This window comes from Macellibacteroides sp., from assembly GCF_050251695.1.
GTDB lineage: Bacteria > Bacteroidota > Bacteroidia > Bacteroidales > Tannerellaceae > Macellibacteroides > Macellibacteroides fermentans.
In genome coordinates, this window is sequence record NZ_JBFWMI010000148.1 from 1 (window position 1) to 4,531 (window position 4,531).

Annotated in this window: 4 protein-coding genes; all 4 read left to right on the plus strand. The window is 46.0% G+C overall.

Annotated features, from left to right (window positions below):
- Positions 1–294: 294 nt before the first annotated feature.
- The gene (locus AB7E53_RS14165; protein WP_446776403.1) at positions 295–855 is read left to right on the plus strand and encodes a hypothetical protein; all 561 of its coding nucleotides are present in this window, start codon (positions 295–297) and stop codon (positions 853–855) included.
- Between the two features lie 143 nt (positions 856–998).
- A complete protein-coding gene (locus AB7E53_RS14170) occupies positions 999–2,333 on the plus strand; it encodes a replicative DNA helicase (protein ID WP_446776405.1) in 1,335 nt (444 codons plus the stop codon).
- A gap of 5 nt (positions 2,334–2,338) precedes the next feature.
- Entirely contained in the window at positions 2,339–3,733 is a 1,395-nt protein-coding gene (locus tag AB7E53_RS14175) for a CHC2 zinc finger domain-containing protein (RefSeq protein ID WP_446776407.1), read from the plus strand.
- Between the two features lie 320 nt (positions 3,734–4,053).
- A partial coding sequence (gene dcm / locus AB7E53_RS14180; RefSeq protein ID WP_446776409.1) for a DNA (cytosine-5-)-methyltransferase occupies positions 4,054–4,531 on the plus strand: 478 nt, incomplete at its 3' end.

A 4,531-nucleotide genomic window follows, 5' to 3' on the forward strand; every position in this document is an offset into this window, starting at 1 on the left:
GAAATGCGAAACAAATCTCCTCCGCTTTTGGATGCGATTTAACCAAAGCCCGGCCGGAGGGCAAAACAAATCCGGAAAGACAATAGCGATTGTCTGAAGCATTTATCAGTAATGGAAAGTCTTTGAATTCCGGTTTTTTTTAAAAGAGTATTTGAATATGCATAATATATTTAAGAAGAAGGGGACATTCATGGGGACATTTTTCCGCTGAAACCCGCTTCAATCCAAGAAAACATGGGGACATCCTTGGGGACAATTAATTAAAACAACAAATGATTAACAAAAATCGATACGATGAAAAAGTTTTACACTATGGAAAATTTTCTGAAAAGCGGGTACTACAACATACCCCGTGTGATTGTGGATAACGAGCGAAGCAGCTGCGAAAAAACAGCCCTCAGAGCAAGGATCCTCAGTTACTTCTACCAAAAAGTCTATTTTGCAAAGGGAGAAGTAACGTTCAACGGAAGGAGATATGTTTGTTTCAGAGGCGAATTTATAGCCAGGCAAGTAGAACTGGCCGAATATTTCAATCTGGATCGCAAGCAATGGAACCGCATCATGACCGATTTCCAAAGTGAAAGCATACTGAAAATCGAACGCGTGAGAGGCGGCACCCGCATCTCCCTGGTGGGCTACGATAGCATTGTGGGTAAAAAAAGTGCCCAGTACAAGCAGACCAATGGTGGCGATAAAGCAGCAGAAGAGGCAGCCCCTAAAGCCAAGAAGGCGAAACTGGGAGTCTCGGTAGAGAACTACTACCCCGAGCATCATGTAAAGGGTTGCTACATTCCAAAGCTGGAAATTGATTTAAGTAAAATACCTGAATTTCAGGAAAAAAACACGGATAAGTAATTGCGAAAAAAACCATCTTCCGATGGATACTCTGCAGGTTGAATATCGGAAGGTAAATGTAAATAAAACAAAAACAGGAAAAAACGAAAGGCAGGGAGGCGCGACCAGGCAATTTGTTACTACTGAAACAAAACAGAATTATTATGAAAACAGAAAATATTGGATTCAAAAACGAACTAAGTTTCGTATGCGCTCTCCTTACCGGAGTAGCCGAAAGCAGTCAGGTTTATCCCCGCGTTACAGCAGAAATGCTTACAAGCCCCGAACTGGCCTTGATCTACAAAGGAATTATCGAGCTTTTCAACAAAGGGAAAGCCATGGACTACACGCTTTTAGAGCACGAGATGCGTGCCCTGGACCACGAGCTCTATGCCGAGATGAACGGACTAAACTACGTGGGAGACGGACTTCTTTCTGTAGTGGACGATGTACACGTTACCACCTATGCCGACCTGATTGTGGAAGAGTATCAGCGTAACAGCCTGCGTCTGTTGGCCATGGAGATTTCGGGCAAGTGCGGCAGCAGGGACATTCCGGTAGAGCAAATCCTACAGTTGGCAAACAGCAAGCTGGAAGAGATTGCCGGCATGGGTGTAAACAGCACCAGTACCCGACAGATCAGTGAAATCGGTCAGGAGGTGGTTGCCCGCCACACCCGCCTGTTGGAGAACGGCGGTACTTCGGTAGGTTATTCCACCGGCCTTAAAGGAATGGACGATATTATGGGCGGCTTTATGAGGGGCGAGGTTACCATTGCCTCGGCGCTTACCTCCCACGGCAAAACGGCTATTTCTCTTTTCATGGCGGTTCAGATTGCTCTTAAAAAAATACCGGTTTATATCATCTCATTGGAGATGAGCATGGAACAGTTATACGGTCGTATCCTGATGTCCATGTCGGACATTTCGCCGGAGAACCTGCGTATGCACGGACTTACCGAAACAGAGATTGCCGTGGCCAAAAGCCTGAACGAAGATACGTTGCGAAAACTACCCATCTACATCGATTACATTGCAGCAGCACGCCCCGAAGATATCCGCGCCAAAGTAAAGCTGGCACGCAAGCGCAAGCAATGCGATTTCCTGGTACTGGACTATATCAACCAGTTGGATACGGGCCATGCTCAAGGAGAGAACCTGGCTACTTCGTTGGGCCATGCCATGAAACGCATCAAGGATCTGGCGGTAGAGGAAAACATCCCAGCCTTAGTTTTGGCACAGATGAACCGCGAGATTGAGAAGCGGAACGACAACTACAAGCACAAGCTGAGCGACCTGCGCGACTCCGGGGTGCTGGAGCAGGCGGCGGACGTGGTATTCTTTATCAACCGTCCCGAGCTGCAAGGCAATGGTAAAGGCGAAGATGGCGAATCCAAGGTGGGCATTGGCAACATCAACATCCTGAAGAACCGTAACGGTGCCACCGGAACCACAAAATTCCGCTATAATAACCACATGACCCGCATCTCCGACTATTAAGCATCATGAACGAAAACAGCAAAGAAGAGATAGCGAAGCTGAAAGAGGCCCTGAACATCGAAGATGTGATAGGTACCTACGTTGAACTGGAGTACAAATTAGGAGGTAAGTGTTTAGGATTATGCCCTTTCCACGACGACTCCACCCCTTCCATGCACGTACATACCGGAAAGCAGATCTTTAAATGTTTTGCCTGCAACGAAGGAGGTGATGTGATCGCCTTTATCAGCAAAATAAAATCGTGCACCTTTGCCGAGGCTGTTAATCTGTTGCGCCAGGAATGGTGCAACGGATCAACCCCTCCGCCACAACAAATCGCGCGAAGGGAAAAAGCCAGGGCACAGAAGCCCGCCGCTACACCGGCGCAGCTTGCCGCCATGGAAGCCGAAAACGTGAAGTTCATGCGGTCGATGTATGGACACCATCCCGCCCTGGCCCGTATACATGAGGTAAAGTTGGACGACCACAGCTGGATGGATGGCAATAAATACCACCCCGACTGCGACGGCATTACCCAAGCCTATGTAGATTTTGAGGTAAGTCAGGCAAAAAGTACGGTGCCCAGCGCGTTTAAAGCCATGAGGGGACGTATTGTATTCCCCATCCGCGACGAAAACAACCGGCTGGTTGCCTTTGCAGGACGAACCACCCAAACCATCACGGAGGAAAACAGGAGTTACACCCCTAAATACGTAAACAGCCAAACAAGCGACTTGTACAACAAAAGCCGCACCCTGTACGGCTTGCATCTGGCAGGGGAGCCCATACGGACAGAGACCTTTGCCTTCCTGACCGAAGGCTACAAAGACACCCTGGCCATGGTGGCAGCAGGCTTTAAGAACACCGTTGCCCAGTGCGGCGCCGCCTTTACCGACGACCATGCCGAACTGCTGAAGCGCTACACCAAACGCGTAGCCGTACTGATGGATGCCGACGACCGCGGACGAGAAATCGCAGCCGCAGCCATCGCCGTACTCCATCGCCACGGCATGCAGACCAGCGAGTTACTTCTCCCACCCGGCGAAGACCCCGATTCCCTCTTCCGCCGCATAGGAAAACGCGCCTTCCGCACCATCGTTGCAGAATCCCAATTAACCGGGCACCTGCAAGCACTAAAGGAAAGCACAGGAATGGATTTGGCAAGTTTGGTATCGGATAATCCGCTACAATCTCCAGAGGCAGACGAAGCAGATATTATAAGCACGATGCAAAGCGATCGCCCCCGGCTGATGGCCCGGGAGCAGGAGCTGCAACACCAAATGCGAAAACTGGGAAGCAAACGTTTCCTTTTCGGTCAGGGACCCGAGCGAATGCAGATCAACACCGAGTTGATGAAACTCCGCTCCCAACTCTCCGAAGTAAGCAAACAACTTAACAGACCCGTAGTCTGGTATAAATAAAAAAGGAACCGGTCGGGTAAAATCTAACAATGTCAGAAATTACAACGCCCCGACCGGTTGCCTTAAATACAAATATTATTTCTATAAAATGAATTTATATTATATATAGTTCCCTTTAGATACGTTCTTAAATATCAATAAACAATATGAAAAAAATAATTAATATACAGAATCCATATTTAGAGTTATTAAACACACAGTTAATATCCAACTAAAATAAATATTTATTATTTAACAAAATGAATGAAACAATTTTTGATCTTTCAAAAAACAAATTACTTTTGTAAATAAATTTGAGCATAGTGCTCAATAAAACAATAATGATGAGTAAAGAATACAACTTCGATAATCAAGAAGAAACATCTAAAGCGTTATGTCCAGCTTTAAACTATTATAGAAATTCAGTATATAAAACTAAGGAAATGAATTTATTTCCTGAAGAAAAGGTGGAGGTAGAAGAAAATGACATTAGAGTTGTAGAATTATTTGCAGGAGTTGGAGGATTCCGGATTGGTTTAGAACGTGCTAATTCACATTTTAAGACTGTTTGGAGCAATCAATGGGAGCCTTCAACTAAACGTCAAGATGCTTCAATTATATACTGTCATCGATTTGGACTTGAAGGCCATAGCAACGATGATATAAACATTGTAAGGACAGAGGATATTCCAGACTGTAACATGCTTGTCGGAGGTTTCCCTTGTCAAGATTATTCTGTTGCCACTACTTTAAAAAACTCAAAAGGCATTGAAGGGAAAAAAGGGGTTCTATGGTGGGAGATATATAGAATTCTTAGTG

Bases quoted from the DNA above. Each gene is read 5' to 3' on its own strand.
- AB7E53_RS14165 (WP_446776403.1), top strand. From the start codon at position 295: ATGAAAAAGTTTTACACTATGGAAAATTTTCTGAAAAGCGGGTACTAC.
- AB7E53_RS14170 (WP_446776405.1), top strand. From the start codon at position 999: ATGAAAACAGAAAATATTGGATTCAAAAACGAACTAAGTTTCGTATGC.
- AB7E53_RS14175 (WP_446776407.1), top strand. From the start codon at position 2,339: ATGAACGAAAACAGCAAAGAAGAGATAGCGAAGCTGAAAGAGGCCCTG.